Annotated in this window: 24 protein-coding genes; 8 read left to right on the top strand and 16 right to left on the bottom strand. The window is 65.2% G+C overall.

The features are described 5' to 3' along the window. Positions 1 to 9 precede the first annotated feature (9 nt). Positions 10 to 537 (top strand): peptide-methionine (S)-S-oxide reductase MsrA, encoded by a 528-nt coding sequence (msrA, locus tag PP1Y_RS15960; protein ID WP_041558914.1) that lies wholly within the window; start codon positions 10 to 12, stop codon positions 535 to 537. 48 nt (positions 538 to 585) lie between these two features. Here msrA and PP1Y_RS15955 read toward each other — a convergent pair whose 3' ends face one another. Next, positions 586 to 1818, bottom strand: coding sequence for an RsmB/NOP family class I SAM-dependent RNA methyltransferase (locus tag PP1Y_RS15955; RefSeq protein WP_013833151.1), 1233 nt, complete (start codon positions 1816 to 1818; stop codon positions 586 to 588). A gap of 55 nt (positions 1819 to 1873) precedes the next feature. Here PP1Y_RS15955 and PP1Y_RS15950 point away from each other — a divergent pair, with 55 nt between their 5' ends. Next, positions 1874 to 2053 carry a DUF1674 domain-containing protein gene (locus tag PP1Y_RS15950; RefSeq protein WP_138921264.1) on the top strand — a complete coding sequence of 60 codons (180 nt, stop codon included), beginning with the start codon at positions 1874 to 1876 and terminating at the stop codon, positions 2051 to 2053. Positions 2054 to 2125: 72 nt separating this feature from the next. Here the strand turns inward: PP1Y_RS15950 and PP1Y_RS15945 are convergent, their stop codons facing one another. The 5 genes from PP1Y_RS15945 to PP1Y_RS15925 form a co-directional block, all read right to left on the bottom strand. Then, positions 2126 to 2623 (bottom strand): murein L,D-transpeptidase family protein, encoded by a 498-nt coding sequence (locus tag PP1Y_RS15945; protein WP_013833150.1) that lies wholly within the window; start codon positions 2621 to 2623, stop codon positions 2126 to 2128. A gap of 5 nt (positions 2624 to 2628) precedes the next feature. Further along, positions 2629 to 3918, bottom strand: coding sequence for an adenylosuccinate synthase (locus PP1Y_RS15940; protein ID WP_041558913.1), 1290 nt, complete (start codon positions 3916 to 3918; stop codon positions 2629 to 2631). A 386-nt stretch (positions 3919 to 4304) separates the two neighbouring features. Continuing rightward, positions 4305 to 5432, bottom strand: a complete 1128-nt coding sequence (locus PP1Y_RS15935; protein ID WP_013833148.1) for an ATP phosphoribosyltransferase regulatory subunit — start codon at positions 5430 to 5432, stop codon at positions 4305 to 4307. A gap of 166 nt (positions 5433 to 5598) precedes the next feature. After that, on the bottom strand, positions 5599 to 7185 hold the full coding sequence (gene serA, locus PP1Y_RS15930; RefSeq protein WP_013833147.1) for a phosphoglycerate dehydrogenase: 1587 nt from the start codon (positions 7183 to 7185) through the stop codon (positions 5599 to 5601). A gap of 105 nt (positions 7186 to 7290) precedes the next feature. Next, a complete protein-coding gene (locus PP1Y_RS15925) occupies positions 7291 to 8421 on the bottom strand; it encodes a phosphoserine transaminase (RefSeq protein ID WP_007011530.1) in 1131 nt (376 codons plus the stop codon). A 204-nt stretch (positions 8422 to 8625) separates the two neighbouring features. Between PP1Y_RS15925 and PP1Y_RS15920 the strand changes: the two genes are divergently transcribed. After that, complete coding sequence (locus PP1Y_RS15920; RefSeq protein ID WP_041559353.1) at positions 8626 to 9285, top strand: extensin family protein; 660 nt, start codon at positions 8626 to 8628, stop codon at positions 9283 to 9285. A gap of 247 nt (positions 9286 to 9532) precedes the next feature. Here PP1Y_RS15920 and PP1Y_RS15915 read toward each other — a convergent pair whose 3' ends face one another. The 6 genes from PP1Y_RS15915 to ykgO all read right to left on the bottom strand — a co-directional run bounded on the left by PP1Y_RS15915 (position 9533) and on the right by ykgO (position 14599). Next, a complete protein-coding gene (locus tag PP1Y_RS15915) occupies positions 9533 to 10294 on the bottom strand; it encodes a proteasome-type protease (RefSeq protein ID WP_013833145.1) in 762 nt (253 codons plus the stop codon). A gap of 63 nt (positions 10295 to 10357) precedes the next feature. Beyond that, positions 10358 to 11221 carry a transglutaminase family protein gene (locus PP1Y_RS15910; protein ID WP_007011533.1) on the bottom strand — a complete coding sequence of 288 codons (864 nt, stop codon included), beginning with the start codon at positions 11219 to 11221 and terminating at the stop codon, positions 10358 to 10360. A gap of 10 nt (positions 11222 to 11231) precedes the next feature. Next, a complete protein-coding gene (locus PP1Y_RS15905; protein ID WP_007011534.1) occupies positions 11232 to 12179 on the bottom strand; it encodes an alpha-E domain-containing protein in 948 nt (315 codons plus the stop codon). Next, positions 12179 to 13615 (bottom strand): circularly permuted type 2 ATP-grasp protein, encoded by a 1437-nt coding sequence (locus tag PP1Y_RS15900; protein WP_013833144.1) that lies wholly within the window; start codon positions 13613 to 13615, stop codon positions 12179 to 12181. The genes PP1Y_RS15905 and PP1Y_RS15900 overlap by 1 nt, the downstream gene beginning before the upstream one ends. 145 nt (positions 13616 to 13760) lie before the next feature. Then, positions 13761 to 14372, bottom strand: coding sequence for an HAD family phosphatase (locus PP1Y_RS15895; protein ID WP_013833143.1), 612 nt, complete (start codon positions 14370 to 14372; stop codon positions 13761 to 13763). A gap of 101 nt (positions 14373 to 14473) precedes the next feature. Then, positions 14474 to 14599 (bottom strand): type B 50S ribosomal protein L36, encoded by a 126-nt coding sequence (ykgO, locus tag PP1Y_RS15890; RefSeq protein ID WP_004210176.1) that lies wholly within the window; start codon positions 14597 to 14599, stop codon positions 14474 to 14476. Between the two features lie 214 nt (positions 14600 to 14813). Here ykgO and PP1Y_RS15885 point away from each other — a divergent pair, with 214 nt between their 5' ends. The 3 genes from PP1Y_RS15885 to PP1Y_RS15875 all read left to right on the top strand — a co-directional run bounded on the left by PP1Y_RS15885 (position 14814) and on the right by PP1Y_RS15875 (position 17366). After that, positions 14814 to 15557, top strand: a complete 744-nt coding sequence (locus tag PP1Y_RS15885) for a DUF4136 domain-containing protein (protein WP_232512398.1) — start codon at positions 14814 to 14816, stop codon at positions 15555 to 15557. 64 nt (positions 15558 to 15621) lie between these two features. Further along, positions 15622 to 16230 carry a hypothetical protein gene (locus tag PP1Y_RS15880; RefSeq protein ID WP_013833141.1) on the top strand — a complete coding sequence of 203 codons (609 nt, stop codon included), beginning with the start codon at positions 15622 to 15624 and terminating at the stop codon, positions 16228 to 16230. Further along, the gene (locus tag PP1Y_RS15875; protein WP_013833140.1) at positions 16227 to 17366 is read left to right on the top strand and encodes a M14-type cytosolic carboxypeptidase; all 1140 of its coding nucleotides are present in this window, start codon (positions 16227 to 16229) and stop codon (positions 17364 to 17366) included. The genes PP1Y_RS15880 and PP1Y_RS15875 overlap by 4 nt, the downstream gene beginning before the upstream one ends. 35 nt (positions 17367 to 17401) lie before the next feature. On the opposite strand, the gene PP1Y_RS15870 is transcribed toward PP1Y_RS15875, so the two are convergent. The 3 genes from PP1Y_RS15870 to PP1Y_RS15860 are packed head-to-tail and all read right to left on the bottom strand — an operon-like array spanning position 17402 to position 19049. Beyond that, positions 17402 to 17836 (bottom strand): cytidine deaminase, encoded by a 435-nt coding sequence (locus tag PP1Y_RS15870; protein WP_013833139.1) that lies wholly within the window; start codon positions 17834 to 17836, stop codon positions 17402 to 17404. Beyond that, positions 17833 to 18555 carry a glycoside hydrolase family 25 protein gene (locus PP1Y_RS15865; protein WP_013833138.1) on the bottom strand — a complete coding sequence of 241 codons (723 nt, stop codon included), beginning with the start codon at positions 18553 to 18555 and terminating at the stop codon, positions 17833 to 17835. The genes PP1Y_RS15870 and PP1Y_RS15865 overlap by 4 nt, the downstream gene beginning before the upstream one ends. 11 nt (positions 18556 to 18566) lie before the next feature. Beyond that, positions 18567 to 19049: a UPF0262 family protein gene (locus tag PP1Y_RS15860; protein ID WP_007011542.1), complete on the bottom strand. Its 483-nt coding sequence runs from the start codon at positions 19047 to 19049 to the stop codon at positions 18567 to 18569. A 132-nt stretch (positions 19050 to 19181) separates the two neighbouring features. Here PP1Y_RS15860 and PP1Y_RS15855 point away from each other — a divergent pair, with 132 nt between their 5' ends. After that, positions 19182 to 20708, top strand: coding sequence for a replicative DNA helicase (locus PP1Y_RS15855; RefSeq protein WP_013833137.1), 1527 nt, complete (start codon positions 19182 to 19184; stop codon positions 20706 to 20708). Then, a complete protein-coding gene (locus PP1Y_RS15850; RefSeq protein ID WP_041558912.1) occupies positions 20701 to 21441 on the top strand; it encodes an SDR family NAD(P)-dependent oxidoreductase in 741 nt (246 codons plus the stop codon). The genes PP1Y_RS15855 and PP1Y_RS15850 overlap by 8 nt, the downstream gene beginning before the upstream one ends. A gap of 27 nt (positions 21442 to 21468) precedes the next feature. Here PP1Y_RS15850 and egtD read toward each other — a convergent pair whose 3' ends face one another. Next, positions 21469 to 22464: an L-histidine N(alpha)-methyltransferase gene (gene egtD, locus PP1Y_RS15845; RefSeq protein ID WP_013833135.1), complete on the bottom strand. Its 996-nt coding sequence runs from the start codon at positions 22462 to 22464 to the stop codon at positions 21469 to 21471. Positions 22465 to 22466: the final 2 nt, after the last annotated feature.

The following is a 22466-nucleotide window of genomic DNA, read 5'->3' as shown; positions in this document are numbered from 1 at the left end:
GGACAAACCATGGAAACGGCAATCGTGGCAGGCGGATGCTTCTGGTGCACGGAAGCGGTGTTCCGCGACGTGGTCGGCGTGAGCGAGGTCGAGAGCGGCTATATCGGCGGCTCGGTGGAGAACCCCAGCTACAAGCAGGTCTGCTCCGGCACGACCGGGCATGCCGAGGCGATCAAGGTCACCTACGATCCCGAAACGATCTCCTATGCCGAAATTCTCGACGTGTTCCTCGGCACGCACGATCCGACGCAGCTCAACCGGCAGGGCAACGATGTCGGCACCCAGTACCGCTCGGCGATCTTCCCGCTGGACGATGCCCAAAGGTCCGAAGCCGAAGCCGCCATCGCGCGCTCCAACGAGGATCACGGCGGCAAGGTCGTGACCACCATCGAGGGCCCGGCCACATGGTATCCCGCCGAGGACTATCACCAGGAATACTGGGAAGGCGAAGGCCAGCGCAATCCTTACTGCCTGGCAGTGATCCCGCCCAAGCTGATGAAGCTGCGCAAGAGCTTCCAGGCCAAGGTGAAGGCCTGACCCTTCCGCAAGGCAGCGCTGCGGTTCACATTGATCCGCAGCGCTGCCTCATGACTTGCGCCAACGCGCCACGAAGAAGCCGTCCAGCCCGCCTGCCTCGGCCAGCATCGCCGGGTCCGTGCGCAACCAGCCTTCGGGCATTGGCGAGAGGCCCGCAGGCAATTCGTCCTGCAAGATGGGCTCAGGCGTCAGCGATACTTGCGCGGCCTGGGCCTCGCCTTCCGCCGCTTCCAGCGAGCACACGGCATAGACCAGCATTCCGCCCGACTTGAGCCATTCGGCCGCGCGGGCCAGCAGGCCGGACTGCAGTTCGGCCATTTCCGCGATCTGCCTTGGCCCGATCCGGTGCAGGACGTCGGGATGGCGGCGGCTGGTGCCGGTCGCGGTGCACGGCGCGTCGAGCAGGATCGCGTCGAAGGGCGCTTCCGGCTCCCACTTGAAAGCATCGGACTGGACCACGTGAGCGGAAAGGTGCGTACGTTCGAGGTTGTCTTTCAGCCGTTCGAGACGGCGCTTGGAAATATCGAGCGCGGTGACGTCCCATCCGGCCGCGGCCAGTTGCAGCGTCTTGCCGCCGGGCGCGGCGCACAGGTCCAGCACGCGCCGCCCCTCGCCCTGCCCCAGCAGCCGCGCGGGCAGGCTGGCGGCGAGATCCTGCACCCACCACGCACCTTCGCGAAAACCCTCGAGCGTTTCGATCGCCGCGCCGCGCGGCAGGCGGAGGTGGCCGGGCATCAGCGTTGTGCCGCCCAGTCTTTCCGCCCACTCCTGCGTCTTGTCCGGTTCGCGCAGGGCGAGGTCGAGCGGCGGCGGCTCGGCCAGGCCCCGGGCAATTTCTCCGGCCCGTTCACCCCAGCGGGCGAGCACGGCATCGGGCAGCGTCGGCACGTCCGGCAGCGAAACCTCTCGCTTCACCAGCGTGGAGAAAACGCCATGCGCCAGCCGCCTCGGCCCGCCGGTCAGCAAGGGCAGCCCGGTCGCGATCACCGCATGCGGCGGCGTTTCCAGCCGCAGGACCTGTGCCAGCATGAGCTCGAGGACAGCGCGCGGCTTTGCATCGTCGGGCAGGCGCTGGCGCGTGGCGCTGTCGATCAGCTCATCGAGGTCGGCCTTCCAGCGCAGCACCTCGCCGGCAATCGCGCGGGTCAGCGCCCGGTCGGCATCGCCGCGCACGCGCGACAGCGCAGCGCCGGCGGCCTGGTCGAGAGTTTCGCCGCGCCGCAGAACGGCATCGATGAGGTTGAGCGCGGCACGGCGCGCCGGAAGGCCGGGAATGTCCATCCGCCTGCCCCTATAGCGGATTGCGTTTTCCCGCCAGTGGCACCACATGGGCACGATGACCGAACGCGCCACCAAACGTCCCGAAGGCTTCAAGAAGCCCGCGCACTGGACCAACGATCCCGCGCCGCAGCCCACAGACGCCAAGGCAGATCAGGACTCGCCCGATCCCGACGGCGAGCTTTCTCCCACGCGCTATGGCGACTGGGTGCACAAGGGCATCGCTGTCGACTTCTGAGCCCTTGCCGCCGACCACAGCGGGAAGAAGCAGGAAACCGGCACGCCCGGCTCCATCCCGGCCTTTCCGGGATCAGGGCCGAATTTCTATGGGCGTCCCATCCGGCACGGTCTGCCAGAGGTATTCGATCTCATCGTTGGAAACGGCAATGCAGCCATCGGTCCAGTCGCCCGGCACCCGGCCCTGCGAAAGGCCATTGGGCTGGCCGTGGATCATGATCATGCCGCCCGCCGACCGGCCGCGTGCCGCCGCAAAGGCGCGATCTTCCTCACTCGGATAGGAAACGTGCAGCGAGAGGTAATAGGCGCTCTCGGGATTGGCCCAGTCGATCTCGTAGAGCCCTTCGGGCGTACGCCGGTCGCCCTCGAAGCGCTTGGGGCCGACCGGATCGCCCATCTGGATGCGCTCTATCACGCGCACCAGCCGGCCCTGGGAAAAGAGCCGGATCGTCCTTTCGGACTTGTCGACGCGAACGAAGTCGATTTCCGGCAGCGCCGGTTCGTCCTGCGCCGAGGCTGCGGCGACAAGCAGCAGGAGCAGCGGAGCGAACCGTAGCACGCTCCGCCGCATCGCGATCAATCCTCGAAGGGATCGCGCACGAGGATCGTGTCCTCGCGCTCGGGGCTGGTCGAAACCAGCGCGACCGGAGTTTCGATCAGTTCCTGCACGCGCTGGATGTACTTGATCGCCTGCGCGGGCAGATCGGCCCAGGAACGGGCGCCGGCGGTGGTGCCCTGCCAGCCGTCCATTTCCTCGTAGATCGGCTCGACGGCGGCCTGGTCGGCAGCGTGGCTCGGGAAGTAGTCGAGCACCTTGCCGTTGAGGCGGTAGCCGGTGCAGATCTTCACCTTCTCGAAGCCGTCCAGCACATCGAGCTTGGTCAGGGCAATGCCGGTGACGCCCGAAATCGCGCAGGACTGGCGGGTGAGAACCGCGTCGAACCAGCCGCAGCGGCGCTTGCGCCCGGTGACGGTGCCGAATTCGTGACCGCGTTCGCCGAGGCGCTGGCCGGTATCATCGTCCAGTTCAGTCGGGAACGGACCCGAGCCGACGCGGGTGGTGTAGGCCTTGACGATGCCCAGCACGAAGCCGGTTGCCGAGGGGCCGAGGCCCGAACCGCTTGCCGCCGTACCCGAAACCGTGTTCGAGCTGGTGACGAAGGGATAGGTCCCGTGGTCGACGTCGAGCAGTACGCCCTGCGCACCTTCGAAGAGTATGCGGGCGCCGGCCTTGCGAACCTTGTTGAGACGCTTCCACACCGGCTGCGCGAACTGCAGCACGAAAGGCGCGATCTCGCGAAGTTCGTTGAGCAGCGCCTCGCGGTCGACCGGGTCCTGCCCGAAACCGGCGCGCAGTGCGTCGTGATGGGCGCAAAGACGGTCAAGCTGCGGATCGAGCGAATCGAGGTGTGCCAGGTCGCACACGCGGATCGCGCGGCGGCCGACCTTGTCTTCATAGGCCGGACCGATGCCGCGACCGGTGGTACCGATCTTGCCGGCGCCCGCCGCGTTCTCGCGCAGACCGTCGAGGTCGCGGTGGAGCGGCAGGATCAGCGGGCAGTTGTCCGCGATCGCGAAGTTCTCGGGATTGATCTCGACGCCTTGGCCACGCAGCTTCTCGACTTCGGCCTTGAGGTGCCAAGGGTCGAGAACCACGCCATTGCCGACGATCGACAGCGTGCCGGTGACGATGCCAGAAGGCAGCAGCGAAAGCTTATAGACCTGCTCGCCCACGACGAGCGTATGGCCCGCATTGTGGCCGCCCTGGAAACGAACCACGGCATCCGCCCGGCTCGCCAGCCAATCGACGATCTTGCCTTTGCCCTCATCGCCCCACTGGGCGCCAATCACGGTTACGTTGGCCAACGCCTGCACGCTTTCATTACTGTTTGAAGTCCGCCGCGCGCCCTAGGCCCTGTGGCCTCCAAGGGCAAGGTGCAGGTGACAATTTGTGCCAAGGCGATTGCGGCACACCGCGCTCCAAGCCTTGCAATCTTGCAGCACTTCCGGGTTCGCGCGAAAAATCTTACGCTGCTCCCCCTGCCGGGAAAGCCATGTGAAACGCCGATCTTGGCTCAAGGTCCGAGCCTGCAAGAACATCGTGCAAGGTTTCCCCGGAGGCACGGCTCACAGCTGGATAGCACGCACAGCAGCGTTCCTGCGCTGTGCGTCGGCGGCAAGTTTTTGAGGGCACAACCTCGGGCCACTCTGGCCTGTCGGTTGCGGCGGACCGATTCGCCCCCGAGATGACGTCAGAGAGGAACGGCCTCGCCGTTTTCCAGCCGGTGCGAACAGCCCAGCGCGATGGGGTCGTCGTTCTCACCAAGCGCGGCCACCGTCGTCCAGCCGACCGCGCGCTGCTGCTCGGCCACGCGGGCATCGTGCCCGAGCGGGAGGAAGAGCTTCTTCGTATCCTGCGGTTCGCTCGCCAGGACTTCGATCAGCGGATCGGGATAGAGCGAGAATCCGGCCGCCGGTTCGCCATCTTGTCCACCGAGCTGGCCGAGAATGCGGTAGGTACCGCCCCGTCCCAGACTGCCCGATACGCCTTCTGCGTAGATCGTGAAGCCGAACCAGGACTGGTATTCGAAGCCATGACGTTCGGACGGATCGAGCGTCAGGCGTGCCTTGCCATCCACCCGCGCGGCGATTTCGCGCAGGCCTGCAATGCGCCCGGCAAGAACGCCCGCGTTGTCAAAAGCGGCAAGCCGCGCGATCGCGGTTTCGAACGGACCGACGGCATAGAGCAACGGCAGGTACGCCTCACCCCCGGCATCGACCAGCCCGCCAGCATCCTTGGCATCGAGCATCTGGCGCACCGCTTCTATCTGGCTGGCCGCCAACGGCAGCGCTTCGGCCGAGAGGGCATCGACGACATCGGGCAGCGTGAAGTCGACCGAAATGCCGCTGGCACCGGCAGCGCGCAACGCCTCGATGGCGATCTCGACGATCTCGGCGGCAGCGGCAACGGAATCGCTGCCAATCAGCTCGGCGCCGAGCTGCAGCCGTTCGCGCGCCGGGTCGAGCCCGTCGCCCTTGATGGTGACGACCTGCCCGGCATAGCACAGGCGCAGCGGACGCGCCGCCGCCGCAAGGCCGGTAGCGGCAATGCGACCGACCTGCATGGTGATGTCCGAACGCAGCGCCAGTGTGCGCAACGACACCGGATCGACGAAACGGAACATGCGGCGCACCTGGACGCCGGCCATGCGGCTGGCCATCGACTTCTCGAATTCGATGGTCGGCGTTTCCACCCGCTCATAGCCATGGCTCGCCATGGCATCCAGCGCGGTGCGGCGCACACGCTGCGAAACGGCCGCCTGCTGCGGCAACCTGTCACCAAGCCCCTCGGGCAGAAGATCGCGATCGGTATCCTGCATGATGGGTGGGCCCTTAACGGCAAGGGAGCGGATTGTCGAATGCGTTTGGACTGCAAGGTGCAAGGCCGCATTCACAGAAGGCTTTCGCTCCCTTCTCTGCCCGCCAAAAAGAAAGGGGCCAGTGCAACGCACCGGCCCCTTTGCATTGGGAGCTGTTACGTTCCGATCAGAACGAGAGCGCCTTGACCATGCGCACGCCCGTCACTTCGCAGGCCTGCTTGAGCACGCCTTCCGGCACGGCACTGTCGACCGAGAGCAGAAGCACGGCCTCGCCGCCGGCTTCACGGCGACCGAGGTTGAAAGTGCCGATGTTGATCTCGTTCTCGCCAAGCAGCGAACCGATGCGGCCGATGAAGCCCGGTGCGTCCTGGTTGACGATGTACATCATGTGCCCGGCCAGTTCGGCTTCGACCTTGATCCCGAACAGTTCGACCAGGCGCGGCTCGACGTTATTGAACAGCGTGCCGGCCACCGAACGCTCGCCCGCTTCGGTCTTCACCGAGACGCGGATCAGGGTGTGGTAGTCGCCTTCGCGCTCGGTCTTGACCTCACGCACTTCCAGACCGCGCTCCTTGGCGAGGTACGGGGCGTTGACCATGTTCACCGAGTCCGACTGGACACGCAGGAAGCCGGCGAGCACGGCGGCTGCAATCGGCTTCATATTCAGTTCGGCTGCAGCGCCCTCGGTGTGGATCGAGATCCGCGGAACCGAGTCATGCGTGAGCTGGCCGACGAGGCTGCCCAGCTGTTCGGCAAGCGCCATGTAGGGCTTGAGCTTCGGCGCTTCCTCGGCCGAGAGCGACGGCATGTTCAGCGCGTTGGTGACGCCGCCGTTGACGAGGTAGTCGGCCATCTGCTCGGCCACCTGCAGCGCCACGTTGACCTGCGCTTCGTTGGTCGAAGCGCCGAGGTGCGGGGTGCAGATGAAGTTCGGGGTACCGAACAGCGGCGATTCCTTGGCCGGCTCGGTGACGAACACGTCGAGAGCCGCACCGGCGATATGGCCGGAGTCGAGCAGGTCCTTGAGCGCTTGTTCGTCGACCAGGCCGCCACGCGCACAGTTGATGATGCGCACGCCCTTCTTGGTCTTGGCGAGGTTCTCGCGGCTCAGGATGTTGCGGGTCTGGTCGGTCAGCGGCGTGTGCAGCGTGATGAAGTCGGCACGGTCGAGCAGCGTGTCGAGGTCGACCTTCTCGACACCCATTTCCACGGCGCGCTCAGGCGTGAGGAACGGGTCGAAGGCGGCTACCTTCATCTTCAGGCCCAGCGCACGGCTGGCGACGATCGAACCGATGTTGCCCGCGCCGATGAGGCCGAGGGTCTTGCCGGTGACTTCAACGCCCATGAAGCCGTTCTTCGGCCACAGGCCCGCTTGCGTCTGCGCGTTTGCTTCGGGAAGCTGGCGGGCCAGAGCGAACATCAGGGCGATGGCGTGTTCGGCCGTGGTGATCGAGTTGCCGAACGGCGTGTTCATCACGACGACGCCCTGCGACGAAGCAGCCGGGATGTCGACGTTGTCGACGCCGATGCCGGCGCGGCCGATCACCTTGAGGTTCTTCGCCGCGGCGAGAACCTCCTTGGTAACCTTGGTCGAGGAACGGATGGCAAGGCCGTCGTAGTCGCCGATACGGGCAATGAGCTGTTCCGGCGTTTCGCCGGTGATCACGTCGACGTCGCAACCGCGGATCTCGAAGATGCGCGCGGCATTGGGGTCCATCTTGTCGGAAATGAGGACTTTGGGCTTGGTGGTCATGTCTTTCCTCGTCATTCCCGCAAGCGCGGACATTCTATCCGCCCTTGCGTCTAACCTTGAGGTAGTATGGATCCCCGCCTTCGCGGGGATGACGAATTGATTGGCTTAGCCGGCCTTGACGGTGGCGTAGGCGTAGTCGAGCCAGGGACCGAGATCCTCGATGTCCTGGGTGTCGACAGTGGCGCCGCACCAGATGCGCAGGCCCGCCGGGGCGTCGCGGTAACCGGCTACGTCGAAGGCAGCGCCTTCCTTTTCGAGGACCGCCGCGAACTTCTTGATGAAGTCGGTGTCGGCGCCTTCGACCGTCAGGCAGACCGAGGTCTTCGAACGGCTGGCCGGATCGGCAGCGAGATGACCGAGCCAGTCACGCTCCGCAACGATCTTGTCGAGCGCAGCGGCATTGGCGTCGGAACGGGCCTTCAGCCCTTCAAGACCACCCAGCGACTTGGCCCACTCGAGAGCGAAGATCGCGTCCTCGACAGCAAGCATCGAGGGGGTGTTGATCGTCTCGCCTTTGAACACGCCTTCGGTCAGCTTGCCGCCCTTGGTGAGACGGAAGACCTTCGGCAGCGGCCAGGACGGGGTGTAGCTTTCAAGGCGCTCGACGGCACGCGGGCCGAGGATCAGGACGCCGTGGCCGCCTTCGCCGCCCAGAACCTTCTGCCAGGAGAAGGTGGCGACGTCGATCTTCGACCAGTCGATGTCGTAGGCGAAAACGGCGGAAGTCGAGTCGGCGAAGGACAGGCCCTCGCGGTCGGCCGGGATCCAGTCGGCATTCGGAACGCGAACGCCCGAAGTGGTGCCATTCCAGGTGAAGAGCACGTCGTTGCTCCAATCCACCTGCGAAAGATCCGGCAACTGGCCGTAGTCGGCGCGGATCACGGTCGGATCCAGCTTGAGCTGCTTGACGGCATCGGTGACCCAACCCTCACCGAAGCTTTCCCAAGCCAGCGTCGTCACGCCGCGCGCGCCGAGCATGGTCCACATGGCCATTTCGAACGCGCCGGTGTCCGAACCGGGGACGATACCGATGCGATGCGTCTCGGGCAGCTGCAGCACTTCGCGCATCAGGTCGATGCAGTACTGAAGGCGCGACTTGCCGATCTTGGCGCGGTGCGAGCGGCCAAGCGATTCGACGCTGAGTTTTTCGGGGGAGTAGCCCGGCGGCTTGGCGCAGGGACCGGAAGAGAAGTGCGGACGCGCAGGCTTGCGCGTCGGTATCGTAATATCAGTCATAAAGACTCTCCTTGCAGAGAGCTCGCGCGGCGTTGGGACCGCGTGGCCCGGAGCCGCCTCTAGTCTCCCACCCGAAATTGTCAATCGCATTGCAGTGGATAACGCATGCCCCTGATGGTGAAGCCTGCGCTCGCTTCATCGCAAAGACCGAGACCCGATGGCCTTGGCAATATTCTGTTAACCAATCCCTGCGAGACTTTGTTCATGCGCAGACTCCTGCTCATCCTGCCGCTGCTGGCCCCGCTCGTCGCCTGCATGGACATTCCCCAGGCCACGCAAAAGACGGCCTCGCGCCCCGCTTCCGGCACTCTCAGCCCGCGTCCGGCCTACCGCCAGTGCCTTTCCGAACTGGGCGCACAGCACGCCTCGTTCACGCCCCTGCCCGACCAGTATTTCGGCCAGGGCTGCTCCAATGTCGGCACGGTCCGGCTCGCCAGCCTGCGCAGCGATACGGCATCTCTCGAATTGTCGAATCTCGGTCCCGTCACCTGCTCGGTGGCAACCGACTTTGCCGGCTGGGCCCGATTCGGCGTCGACCGCGCGGCCGAACAGATCCTCGGCAGCCGGGTCATGCGAATCGAGACCTACGGCAGCTACAGTTGCCGCAATGTCGCGGGGACCAACCGCCGCTCCGGTCATGCCACCGCCAATGCCATCGACGTTTCCGCCTTCGTGCTCGACGACGGGCGCCGGATCAGCGTGCTGGACGACTGGGACGGCGGGACCGATGCCGAACGCCGGTTCCTGCGCGTCGTGCACCAGAGCGCGTGCAAGCGATTCGGAACCGTCCTTGGCCCGCAGTACAATGCGGCACACCGCAATCACTTCCACCTGGAAGCCGACGGGGCGAATTTCTGCCGATAGATAGGCGGCTCTGCCGCTGGCTTCACGCTTGGATGTGCAGGCAGCAACCTGCGCTCAGGCTGAACCGGGCCTGCAGGCCAGGACGCATGGTGAAATGGACAGGATCACCCCTGCCCTCACGCGTCATCCTGAACCTGTTGCAGGATCTATCTTGCCTTGGGCACTGCCGTCCCATCCGCAGACATGAATCCTGCAACGGGTTCAGGATGACGCCGAGGCCCAGTGAAACCCCGGCCAAGCAGCAGGCTCACTCCGCCGCCGTCTGCAGGGCAGTATCCATGTGATAGTCCGGCAAGGCGTCCAGCGCCTGGCGCAAGGCTTCGCCCCAGCCGGTAGAGATCGCCTGGAAATAGGGATCGTCCCATTCGATGCGGCGTTCGTGCAGCGGCGTGAAAGTGTCGCGTTCGATCACCAGCAGATCGAGTGGCATGCCGACCGACAAGTTCGCCTTGAGCGTCGAATCGAAGGATACGGTCATCAGCTTGACTGCATTCTCGAAGCTCATCTTGGGCTCGTAGCCGCGAATGAGGATCGGGCGCCCGTACTTGGTTTCGCCGATCTGGAAGAAAGGCGTGTCGAAGCTAGCCTCGATGAAATTGCCTTCCGGGTAGATCAGGAAGAGACGCGGCTCCATGCCCTTGATCTGCCCTGCGACGATCAGCGAGGCGCTGAAGGTTCCCGCTGCGCTCTGCCCGTTGTCGGCGGCGCGCACGGCGATGGTGTCCTGCAGGAGATTGCCCACGATGGTCGCCACCTGGAACATCGATTCGGCATCGAGCAGCGAATTGTGACGATCGGAAGGCGCCTTGTTACGCTCTTCAAGCTGGCTGACGACGGCCTGCGTGGTTGCCAGATTGCCCGCCGACATCACCGCGATGATGCGCTCCCCGGGCACTTCCCAGTGGAACATCTTGCGGAAGGTGGAGATATTGTCGACGCCTGAATTGGTCCGCGTGTCGCTCATGAGCACGAGGCCACGTTCCAACATCATGCCCACGCAATAGGTCATGGAATTCTAAGCCCCTGCAACCGCTTCAGCGACCCCGCCCGGCACAGCGCCCTGAGCGGCCGCTCAGCGACCCTGCATCTGCTGCTGCTGCCCGCCTGGCGAGGACTGCTGCTGTCCCCCTAGCATCTTCTGGCCGACCGACAAATGCACATCGAGCTGCGTTTCCCCAGCACCGATGGCGATTCCGGTGACCGGGGCGGCCTCGCTGTAGTCGCAGCCGGTAGCGACCCGGATATAGCGTTCATCGGGACAGATCGCGTTGGAGATGTCGAAACCGACCCAGCCCAGCCCCTGCACGTAGGCTTCGGCCCAGCCGTGGCCGGCCTCCTGCTCCACTTTCTCGTCCATCAACAGGTAACCGCCGACGTAGCGCATCGGGATGTCGAGGAGCCGTCCGGCGCTGATGAAGATGTGGGCGTGGTCCTGGCACACGCCCTGCCCCGCGGTCAGCGACTGTTCCGCGGTGGTGGTGACGTCGGTCGTGCCCGGAAGGTACTCGACCTGCTCTGCAATGGCGTGAGACAGGGCATGAAGGTAGTTGAGCGTATCGTGACGGTCGACCCCGATCGAGGCGACCAGCGAGCGAACCCTGTTGCCTGCGCGCGTCAGGGGCGTCGGGCGCAGGAAGCACCAGAGCGGCATGTGCCCGGTGTGCTGTCCGGTGACGCCGTTGTTGTCCATCGTGCGCACCGTCCCGCGGCAGGTCACGACGACTTCCGGCACCCCCGGTTCTATCGAGACCAGTTCGGTATGATTGTGGTGCTGGTCGTCATACTCGGCTTCGCGCTTTGCGCCGGAAAGGTCCATGTCCCACTCGATCACTTCCTGGCCGTGGGTGGACTTGGGTTTCAATCTCAGGCGCTGCAAACCGTGCGTGACACTGTCGGCGAATGCATAACGGGTCGTGTGCGTTACGGTCAGGAGCACTAGGCGAGCCTCATTCAATAAAGCGGTAGTCGGCGGCAATGGCGTCGCCGATCAGGTTGGTCTTGCCGATGAAGTCCTGAAGGAACTCATGCAGACCCATGTCGAAGATCTCCTCGATCGTCGTCTGGTGCAGTCGCGCGCCGACGTTGCGCAGCAGTTCGTGAGCGCCGGTCTCATGCCCGTACTGCTTGGCCAGCCCGGCCATGTTGCTGCGGATCTTCTCGAAGCAGAACACCAGGCTGCGCGGGAACTGCCCGTCGAGGATCATGAAGCGGGCGATGTCGCGCGGGTCCATCGAACCGGCGTTGAGCCAGGAATAGGCGCGGCTGCCCGCAACCGAGCGCAGCAGCGTATCCCACTGGGCATTGTCGAGGCTGGAGCCGACCCAGGCGACGGACGGCAGCAGGACGTAGTACTTCACGTCGAGAATGCGGGCAGTGTTGTCCGCGCGCTCGATGAAAGTGCCGATGCGCGCGAAGTTGAACACGTCGTTGCGCAGCATCGAGCCGCCCATGGCGCCGCGCACCAGGGTCGCCTGACCGCGAACGGCGGTGAGCACTTCGCCCAGGTTGCTCTCGCGAACCGGGCGCGAGAGGATCTCGCTCAAGGTCATCCAGCCGTCGTTGGTGGCTTCCCAGACCTCGTTGGTGATGCTTGTGCGCACGACCCGCGCATTGGTGCGGGCGGCTTCGACCATCCTGAGGACGCTGGCGGGGTTCTCCCTGTCGCGCAGCAGGTAGTTGAACACCTGCGGTCCGGTCATGTCCTTGTGCGCCGCCTTGTAGGCTTCGAGCTGGCCGGTGGTGGTGAGGACCGATTTCCACTCTTCGTCCTGCGAGGCCTTGTCCCCGCGGGTCAGCGCAAGGTGGAAACCGACGTCGATCAGGCGCGCGGTGTTCTCCGCCCGTTCAAGGTAGCGGGCCATCCAGAAGACGCCATAGGCAGCACGACCGAGCATTATTCGTCCAGAACCCAGCTGTCCTTGGTGCCCCCGCCCTGCGACGAGTTGACTACCAGGGAACCTTTCTTGAGCGCCACGCGGGTCAGGCCGCCTGGCGTGATGTCGATGCCGTCGGGCGACACCAGTACGAAGGGCCGCAAGTCGACGTGGCGCGGGGCGAGCCCTTCCTTCGTGAAGATCGGCACCGTCGAGAGCGAGAGCGTCGGCTGGGCAATGTAGTTTTCCGGCCGGGCGCGCAGCTTCTCCTCGAAGGCCGCCAGTTCCTTCTTCGAGGACGTCGGGCCGATGAGCATGCCGTAGCCGCCCGAGCCATGGACTTCCTTGACGACGAGGTCCTTCAGGTTGTCGAGCACGTAGGCGAGCGAGTCCGGCTCGCTGCAGCGCCACGTCGGCACATTGTCCAGGATCGGCTTCTCGCCGGTGTAGAACTCGACGATCTCGGGCATGTAGCTGTAGATCGCCTTGTCGTCGGCGATGCCCGTGCCCGGCGCATTGGCGATCGTGATGCCACCGGCGCGATAGACGTCCATGATCCCGGCAACGCCGAGAACCGAGTTCTTGTTGAAGCTGAGCGGATCGAGGAAGTCGTCGTCGACACGGCGGTAGATCACGTCCACCGCCTTGTAGCCGCAGGTGGTGCGCATCGCGACGCGGCCGTCGACGACGCGAAGGTCGCTGCCCTCCACCAGTTCCGCGCCCATCTGGTCGGCCAGGAAGGCGTGCTCGAAATAGGCCGAATTGTAGATGCCCGGAGTCAGCACCGCGACCACCGGCCGCTTGCTGCCCTTGAAGGCCGGCGGCGCGCAGGCACGCAGCGAGCGCGCAAGGCGGCGCGGATAGTCCGAGACCGGTCGCACCGGGATCCTGGTAAACAGCTCGGGGAACATCGCCATCATCGTCTCGCGGTTCTCGAGCATGTACGAGACGCCGGACGGGGTGCGGGCATTGTCCTCCAGCACCATGAATTCCTCGGGGCCGGTGCGCACGAGGTCGATGCCGACGATGTGGGTATAGACCGCGCCCGGCGGCGTGAACCCGATCATCTGCGTCAGGAACGCCTCGTTGTTGCGCAGGGCGTGGATCGGCAGGCGCCCGGATCGGATGATTTCCTGCCGGTGGTAGAGATCCTGCAGGAAGGCATTGAGCGCCCTCACCCGCTGCTCGATCCCGCGCGTCAGCTTGCGCCATTCGCGCGCGGTGATGATCCGCGGGATCATGTCGAACGGGATCAGCCGCTCTTCGGCGGCATCGTCGCCATAGACGTTGAAAGTAATTCCGATGCGGCGAAAAAATCTTTCGGCCTCGGCGTCCTGGCGTTTCAGCCAGGCCTTGTCCTGAGAGTCGTACCAGTTTCTGAAATCGGCGTAGGCAGGACGGACCGAGCCGTCCTCGTCGAGCATCTCGTCATACTTGATACTGTTAGCAGCCGACATTGTGACTCCCGTTTGTCCATGTGATGCAACATGGATGGGGAGTTGCCAAGGGTTTACGCTGCAGTTGCGAAATAAATTTTCTGCACGCGAAAGCGGCCGAAACCGGACCGATCCGCTCCCGGTCAGCTGACCGGAGCCGGCGCCTTCAGAGCAGCCCGCGCCGCGTCAGGTCCTCGCGCAGCCGGGGCGCGTCGGTAAAGTGATGGACGTTCCAGCCGAGCCTGTCCGCAGCCTCGATGTTTGCCGCATTGTCGTCGATGAAGATCATCGCGCCGGGCTCATGGCCGAAACGGCGCGAGGCGATCTCGAAGATGCGCGCATCGGGCTTGGCGATCTTCTCGTCGCCCGAAACGACGATGTCGCCGAACAGGTCGAACAGCGGCTCGCTCTCCCGGTACTCGCGCCAGAACGGACTGGCGAAATTGGTGATGGCAAAAAGCGGCACATCGCGCCCGGCCAGTTCGCGCACGATCTCGTGGCTGCCCGGAACATTGCCGGGAATGGTCTCGAGAAAGCGGGTGGCATAGGCGTCGATCAGGTGATCGTTGCCGGGAAACTGCGCCTTGCGCTCAGCGACCAGTTCGCCAAGGTCGCGGCCGGCGTCGTGCAGGAAGTGCCATTCCTCGGTCACGACATGGGTCATGAACCAGTCGAGCCGATCGGCATCGTCGATCAGCTGCGCAAAGAGCCGGCGCATGTCCCACTGGACGAGCACCCGGCCCACGTCGAAAACGACGGCTTCGATTGTTCCGGACAAGACAAGACCCCCGCGAATGGCGGGGGCCTCATGTCTTTCAGAACCAATGGGCCGGTCCGCCGGTTATCCCTGCCGGGTTCGACAGGGATGGGCGAAACGAATCAGCCCTGACGCGCCTTGAAGCGGCGATTGGTCTTGTTGATGACATAAGTACGGCCGCGACGGCGGATCACGCGGTTGTCACGGTGACGGCCCTTGAGCGACTTGAGGCTATTGCGAATCTTCATCGTTTGTCTCGTCTGCGTGTGTCGGGCGGTTACCGACCGCCGGAAAATTGAAGCCGCGCCGTTACTGGTCGCTGCCTGCAAAGTCAAGCGCCGGTGGGCAATTCCTGCGGCATCCGACTGAGATTTAGGCTCCGTTCATCGCCCGGCAATGGCACGCCATCATATACCATCGCCGGGCGCGACGACACTGAACTTGAAAAAAGAGAAGACGGTAATGCACAACCACAAGCGCGCGCTTCTCGCCGCGGGCATGGCCGCCATGGCGCTATCCCCTGCCTTCGCGCCGATCCCGGCTTTCGCCCGGCCGCTGGGCTGGGGTTCCGGCTGGGGCCGATCCGCCTGGGACGATCCGCTGGACCGCTATCCCGACCGCCTTTCCGCGCGCGCCGCATCGCGGTCCCGCGATTCGCGCGAGGGCCGGGTAGAGGTCAGCCGCTTCGCGGCCCAAGGCGATGCCGCCGCGGCCCTGGGTCACGGCCCGGTCACCGTCGAATCGGAATCGGGCGACGGCCCCTGGTTCGATTCCGGCAAGCGGGCCACTTACGAAGCAGCAATCGAGAACGCGCTGGTCGGTGCGGGCTACGACACGCTCCATCCCGGCGCAACGCCGGGGCAGGTCGCCCGGCTGCGCATCACCCGGCAAGTGCTTGCCCCTGCCGAGGAAAAGCGCAGTCCCGTAAGCGGCACCGCCGCCATGGGCGTGAGCAATCGGGGTTCGGCCTATGGCCTTGGCATCAACATCGACCTTACCAAGCCGCGCGCCGCGCTGATTTCCACCCGGCTCGACACGCGCATCGTCGACGAGGCCAGCGGCAAGGTCCTGTGGGAAGGCTACGCCACGATCGCCACGCGCGAAGGCGACGGAGACTGGAGCGACGACCGCATCGCCAGCAAGCTGGCCACCGCTCTCTTCGACAATTTCCCCAAGGCGGACCCGGTAGCCGTCCCTGAAAACTGAGCGACTTGCATCCTCCCGGTGCAGGCGGCACACCGGCACATGCCTGAGCACCGGAGAGGTTGATATGCGCCATACCCTGCAAGCCTTTGGCGGCGCCGCCGTCCTGGCGACGAGCCTGTTCCTGGGCGGCTGCGTCGCGCCGGTCGGACCGGTAGAAGTCACCCGGTTTCATGCCGCCGGCGCGATTCCGCTGGGCCGGGGCACGATCGCGGTCGAACCGTCCGAAGGCCAGGAGGCCGGGATGGAATTCGGTGCCTTCTCCGGCGCCGTCCTGCGCGAACTGACCCGCGTCGGCTACACCGCGCCCCTGCCCGGCGCGGCCCCCAGCCAGCAGGTCGCACAGCTGTCCGTCGAGCGCCACACCCTCGCCCCGGTCCGCAACGGCAGCCCGGTATCGGTCGGCGTGGGCGGCAGCACCGGCAGTTACGGCTCGGGACTGGGCGTCGGTCTCGGCATCGACCTGTCCGGACCGCCACCTGCGCAAGTGGAAACGCAAATGCACGTGATGATCCGCGAACGCGAAAGCGGCCGCACCATCTGGGAAGGCCGCGCGCAGTTCTCGGTCAGCAGCAAGTCTCCCCTCGCCCAGACGTCGCTGGGGGCCGCGAAAATGGCCGAAGCGCTGTTCAAGGACTTTCCGGGCCAGTCCGGGGAAACTATCCTCGTGAAATGACAGAGATCCAGATCACCTCCGCATTCGATTCCGGCAACATCGAAGTCCTATCCATCGACGGTACCGAGGCGCGCCTTGCCATCCGGCGCGACCACGAGTCCGACTTCTACCAGTGGTTCCACTTCCGCGTCAGCGGCGCGCAGGGACGCGAAGTGACGCTGCGGATCACCGGCCTCAACGGCTCGGCCTATCCGATGGGCTGGGCAAGCTACAACGCGGCCGTCAGCGAAGATCGCCGGTTCTGGGGCCGCGCCGCCGGACAATGGGACGAGAGCCGCGACGGCGGCACCCTCACCATCACCTACCGCCCCTCAGGCGATCTTGCCTGGTTCGCCTATTTCGCGCCCTATTCGATGGAGCGGCACCACGACCTGGTGGCGCGCATCGCGGCTGCGGACGGCGTCGCCTACAGCTGCCTGGGCACCACCCTGGACGGTCAGCCGGTCGACTGCCTCGAGATGGGCGATGGCCCCGTGCATGTCTGGCTCTATGCGCGCCAGCACCCGGGCGAATCGATGGCCGAATGGTGGATGGAAGGCGCGCTGGACCTGCTGGCCGACCCGGCGAGTTCGGTGGGCCGCGAACTGCGCCGTCGCTGCCGCCTGCATGTCGTGCCAAATTCCAACCCCGACGGTTCGCGCCGCGGCCACTTGCGCACCAATGCCGCGGGCGTGAACCTCAACCGCGAATGGGACGAGCCGAGCGCCGGACGTTCGCCCGAAGTGCTGGCGATCCGCAAGGCCATGGACGCCAGCGGGGTCGACTTCGCCATGGACGTGCATGGCGACGAAGCGATTCCCGCCGTATTCCTGGCAGGGTTCGAGGGCATCCCCTCGCTCAAGCCCGAGCAGAAGGAAGGGTATGACCGCTACGCCGCCCTGCTGGAACGGCGCACGCCCGATTTCCAGACCAAGCTCGGTTACCCGGTCGCGCGGCCCGGCAAGGGCAATCTGGCGATGTCGACGAACCAGCTTGCCGAACGCTTCGGCTGCGTCGCGATGACGCTGGAAATGCCGTTCAAGGACCACAACCCGGCCGCCGACCCGAAACAGGAATGGAGCCCGGAACGCTCGATGCAACTGGGCCGCGACTGCCTTGGGGCCCTGCTGGAATGGCTGATCGAACGCGAAGGCTGAACGCCCGCTGACTTCGCCGCGCCTGCCGCCTTCGGTTACCCCAGATTGGCGGGACCGAAGGCGTGGGGCAGCAGTTCGGACAGGCGCAGCTCAAGCCCGCCGTTATCGCCATCGCACCAGATGAGCGGATCGGTGCCGCCCAGCTGCGCCAGTTCGTTGAGGACCTGCCGGCAGCGCCCGCATGGCGTGACCGTGGCCCCGCTGCCCGGCTGGCCGGGCACGCCGCCTGTCACCGCCACGGCGATCAATCCGCCGCTCCCGCCGGAGGACAGGACTTTCGCCGAAGCCACCGTCTCTGCGCACAGCGACAGGCCGTAACTCGCGTTTTCGACATTGGCGCCGGTCACCACCGAGCCGTCCGCGAAAAGCAGTGCGGCGCCGACATGGAACTTCGAATAGGGCGCATAGGCCAGCCCCGCCGCCTCGCGGGCCGCCGCGATCAGGGCCTCACGGTCCGGCGCCAAGCTCATGGCTGCACGACGACCCAGCGCAGGCCGTCGGCCGCCACCTCGTTTGCCAGCGCACCGTTCGCCGTCCACAGCGTCCAAGGGCGCCCGCCATAATCCGGCAGCAAGCGGTCGCGCATGAGCCAGAGGTTGCGGTCGAGCTTGTTGGCCACCTGATAGCGCGACTCGAACCCGGGCGAGACTTTCAGGATCACCGCCTTGCCGGCATGGGTCTCGACCTGGTTGAGGAAAGTCATCAGTTCGCTTTCGACTTTGGCGTCGGATACTTTCACCGGGCAGTCGCCGGCCAGCATCTCGAGATCGACGACCGGCGGCAACAGATCCGCATCGCGCGGCACCGTGGTGACGAAATTCGCCGCCTGCTTTTCCGCCGGCTGGCAAGGATCGTAGCGGTGAACCGCGCCCACCTGCATGCCGATTGCCCTTGCAGCCTCGAAATTCTCCACGAAACGCGGATCGCGGGCAAATGCGCTGGCGCTGGCGTCGATATAGGCGAAGTCGGCGCCGATGGCCTTGATCGACTTCCAGTTCACCGGGCCGTCGTCGACGCCGATCTCCACGCCCTGCACCGGATAGATCGCGCGATCCGGCGTCCAGTGGCGCAAGTGCCACCAGCCCCAGGCACCTGCGACGATCGCGATGAGCAGGACCGCGCCAAGCAGCCGCAGCTTCCAGCCGGTGCCGCCTGCCCGCGCCCTTCCGGCGCTTTTTCTTCGTGCCATGTCCTGCCCCCTCAACCGCGGATATGCAGGACGCAGATCAGGGTGAAAAGCCGCCTTGCCGTGGGAAAGTCGGTCTCGATCTTCCCCTCGAGCCGTTCGACGAGCAGTTCGGCCGCCTCGTTGTGGACGCCGCGCCGGGCCATGTCGATCGTTTCTATTTCCTGCGGTGTCGCCTTGCGAATCGCCTGGTAGTAGCTTTCGCAGATCGCGAAGTATTCGCGGATGGGACGGCGGAATCGCGCGAGTCCCAGCACCATCGTCTCCAGCGCGGCGCCCTTCTCGTCCGAGATTTCCAGCGAAAGGCGCCCGTCCCGAACCGAAAGCCGCAGGTGGTAAGGGCCTTCGTGACCGGCCTCGAATGCGCGTATCGGCTTGAAAATATTGTCTTCGATAAGATCGAAGATGGCGATACGCCGTTCCTGCTCGATATCGGCGTTGCGCCACAGAATGGTCGCGTCGTCGAGTTCGATATGCGTGATGCGCGGGTCCGCCATGATGCGAACGGCCTTTACGCGCTTGCAGCATGGGCGGGCAAGCCGTTCCGTATCCTTCCACAAGCTGTGGATGAAAATGGCAACACTCGTGGCTTGCTGGCAGCACTCGAGAAGAGCATTGTCGACCTCCTCATGTCGCAAGAACAGCTTCTACTTCGGGTCTCCGATACCAACGATTCCGCCCAAGTGCGGGCCCTGCCCTCCAACGTCGAGGCCGAGGCCGCGTTCCTGGGCGCGGTCCTGATCGACAACCGCGTGATCGAGGAACTGCAGACCCAGCTTGGGCCGCAACACTTCTTCGAACCCGTCCATGCCCGCATCTACGAGCGTATCCTGGGACTGCTGGACCGCAAGGCGGTGGTTACCCCGGTCACGTTGCGGCCGTATTTCGAAGCGGACGAACAGCTCAAGGCGCTGGGCGGCGTTTCCTACCTCGCCCGCCTGACTGCCGATGGACAGGGCCTGCTGGCCCCGCGCGAACTGGCCGAACAGATCTACGACCTTGCGCTCCTGCGCGAACTGATCTCGGTCGGCCGCGGCCTCGTCGAAGGGGCCATGGACACCTCCGAATCGGTCGAGCCGATGGAGCAGATCGAACAGGCCGAGGCTGCGCTCTACAAGGTGGCGGAAGGCGCCGCGACCGCGAATGAGGCGCAGAGCTTCGGCGTCGCCACCCGCACCGCCATTTCGGCCATCGAGAAGGCGTTCAATTCGGGCGGCCACATCTCGGGCAAGACCACCGGCCTTACTTCGGTCAACCAGAAGATCGGCGGCCTGCACGATTCCGACCTCATCATCCTCGCCGGACGTCCCGGCATGGGCAAGACCTCGCTCGTCACCAACATCGCCTTCAACGCCGCCGACCGGCTGCAGCGCGACCATGCGGACGGCATCGAGACCGAAAAGTCGGTGGGTGCGGCGGTTGCCTTCTTCAGCCTGGAAATGAGCGCCGACCAGCTCGCCACGCGTATCCTCGCCGAACAGTCGGGCATCAGTTCCGAAGCGTTGCGCATGGGCAAGATCAGCCGCGAGGACTTCCAGCAGCTTTCCTTCGCCAGCCAGCGACTGGCGGAACTGCCCCTGTTCATCGACGATACGCCCGGCCTTTCCATCGCCGCGCTACGTACTCGTGCCCGCCGCCTGAAGCGCCGCCACGACATCGGCCTCGTCATCATCGACTACCTGCAGCTCCTTTCGGGCTCTGGCCGCGCGACCGACAACCGCGTCAACGAGATTTCGGAAATTTCGCGCGGTCTCAAGACCCTGGCGAAGGAACTTCACGTTCCGGTGATCGCCCTTTCGCAGCTTTCGCGTGCGGTCGAACAGCGCGACGACAAGCGCCCGATGCTTTCCGACCTTCGCGAGTCGGGCTCCATCGAGCAGGACGCCGACATGGTCTGGTTCGTCTACCGCGAAGACTATTACGTGAAGGCGACCGAGCCGAAGTTCCCCAGCGACACGGACTCCCCCGACGTCAAGGACAAGTGGGAAGCCTGGCGCCAGAAGATGGAAGAAGTCACCGGCCTGTCCGAACTGATCATCGCCAAGCAGCGCCACGGCGCCACCGGCAAGGTGCGCCTGCGCTTCGAGGCGCGCATTACCAAGTTCTCCGACCTCGCTCCGGACGATCTCAGGGCCAACCAGTACGACAGTGACTGACGGCCGGGTCCTGCTGGTGGCCGGGGGCAGCGGCTCGGTCGGCAGCGCCATCGCGCGCGAGGCATTGGCCGAAGGCTGGAAGGTCGCCGTTCACGGGCGCAGCGAGGACAAGGTTCACGCCCTCGTCGCCGGCCTTTCCGACCAGGGCACGATAGACGGGTTCATTGCGGATATCCGGGAGGACGAGGCCGCCGAAACGCTCGTCGCGGAAGTGGCCGAACACTTCGGCCGGATCGACGCGGTGATCGACTGCACGGCTTGCGGACCGATGGGTATAACCGGCCTGTTTCCAGAGACTTCGCCCGATGTCTTCACGGAGTTTCTCGACGTCTCGGTGGGCTGGTTCGAGAGGCTGGCCCATGCCGCATATGCCTTTCTCGCGCAGGAAGGCGGAACGCTGATCGCATTCGTTTCCGATGCCGGAATCCATGCCGCACGCCGCCAGACCCTCGTCGGCGCGGCGCGCGCCGCGACCATCGGCTTCATCCGAAACTTCGCCATCGAGGCCGCGCACGACGGGATTCGGGCTCACGCGATCTCGCCAAGCTATGTCGCTGGAACCGACACCTCCCGGCGCAAGGGCGCGGAATTCATGTCGCGCGTGTCCCGAAGGGCCGGCCTCGGCCTGCCAACGCCAGAGGATATCGCGCCGATTGCACTGTTCTTGTGCGGCGACAGGGCCCGCAGGATCACCGGGCAAGTGATCAGCATAAACGGCGGCCTGAGCGCCTGAGAGCCGCCCCTTCGCTTGCGAACGGTCTCAGGCGGAAAGATCGTTGCGCATCGCCCGGGCAAGGACGACCATGAAGCGGCTGTCTTCATCGCACCATGTCGAGAGCGGTTCCCAGCCGCCGCCAAGAAGCAGTGTCGCAGCGCTACGCATGTCGTACTTGTGGCTGTTCTCGGTGTGGATCGTTTCGCCCTCGTCCATGGTGAAGTGCCGTCCGCAGACTTCGAAACCGATGTCCCGCTGCGCTACCAGATGCATCTCGATCCGCGCGTGACGGTCGTTCCATATGGCGCGATGACGCAGGCCGTCGAGGGGCAGCGATCCATCCAGCTCGCGGTTGATCCGCGCGGCCAGGTTGAGGTTGAAGGCGGCCGTCACCCCGCGCGCATCGTCGTAGGCCGCCTCGAGGACCGGACGCGGTTTGACCCGGTCCATGCCGATCAGCAGCAGGCTGTCCGGCCCCAGCGTCTCCCGCATGGAGCGCAGCAGATCTATCGCCGCGCGCGGTTCCATGTTGCCGATGGTCGAGCCCGGAAAGAAACCCAGCCGTTGTTCCTGCTCCATCCCATCGGGCAGCAGCGCCTCTATCGCGATGGGCTGCATGAAATCGGCCTCGGCGGGTACGATCGGCAGTTCGGGATAGGAGTCCTCCAGCGGGCCGCAGGCATCGCGCAGGAAGTCGCCGGAAATGTCGATGGGCAGATAGGCGCTGGGCGCCGCGGCATCGAGCAGAAGCGGCGTCTTGGTCGCGCTGCCCGCGCCGAATTCAACGATCACCCGGCCCGAACCGACGGCGCGGCCGATTTCGTCCTGCCGGTCGGTGAGTATGCCGATCTCGGTGCGCGTGGGATAGTATTCCTCGAGCTGGGTGATTTCCTCGAACAATTCGCTGCCGCGCCGGTCGTAGAACCAGCGGGCGGGGATCGCCTTGCGCGGTTGGGACAGGCCTTGCAGCACCTCCGCCCGGAATTGCGCCTGGAGTGCATCGCGCGGAATTTCGGAAAGGCAGGGTGCGGCAGTGGCCATGG

Origin of the sequence: Novosphingobium sp. PP1Y, from assembly GCF_000253255.1 — a bacterium.
Classification (GTDB): Bacteria; Pseudomonadota; Alphaproteobacteria; order Sphingomonadales; family Sphingomonadaceae; genus Novosphingobium.
This window is presented reverse-complemented; position numbering and strand designations above follow the sequence as displayed.